This is a genomic window from Psychrobacter sp. W2-37-MNA-CIBAN-0211, from assembly GCF_040309405.1.
Lineage (GTDB): Bacteria > Pseudomonadota > Gammaproteobacteria > Pseudomonadales > Moraxellaceae > Psychrobacter > Psychrobacter glaciei.
This window is the reverse complement of the sequence record NZ_JBEOOU010000594.1, coordinates 1-234: the sequence shown is the minus strand read 5'-3', so window position 1 is coordinate 234 and position 234 is coordinate 1. Positions and strand designations below refer to the sequence as shown.

Here is a 234-nt window from a genome sequence, read left to right as displayed (position 1 = left end):
TTAAATAATAAAAAATCGCACCTAGCACTAAGCAAAAGACAACACCGCCACCAGCCTCGACAGCCATGGTTTGTGATAAATAATTAGCGGTCGTAATATCACCGCTAGACAAAATCCCAAGCAGCAAGAAAAAAATAACGACGCCGATGCCATCATTGAATAAGGACTCACCAGCAATGACCGTTTCTATACTTTTTGGCGCACCAATCGATGATGAGATTGGCCTAATTAGTG

General features: G+C 41.9%; 1 protein-coding gene. It reads right to left on the bottom strand.

The window, feature by feature from the left end; translation table 11 throughout:
* Positions 1–234: cation:proton antiporter domain-containing protein (locus AAEY72_RS16390; RefSeq protein ID WP_352311754.1), on the bottom strand; the 234-nt coding region annotated here is incomplete at both ends.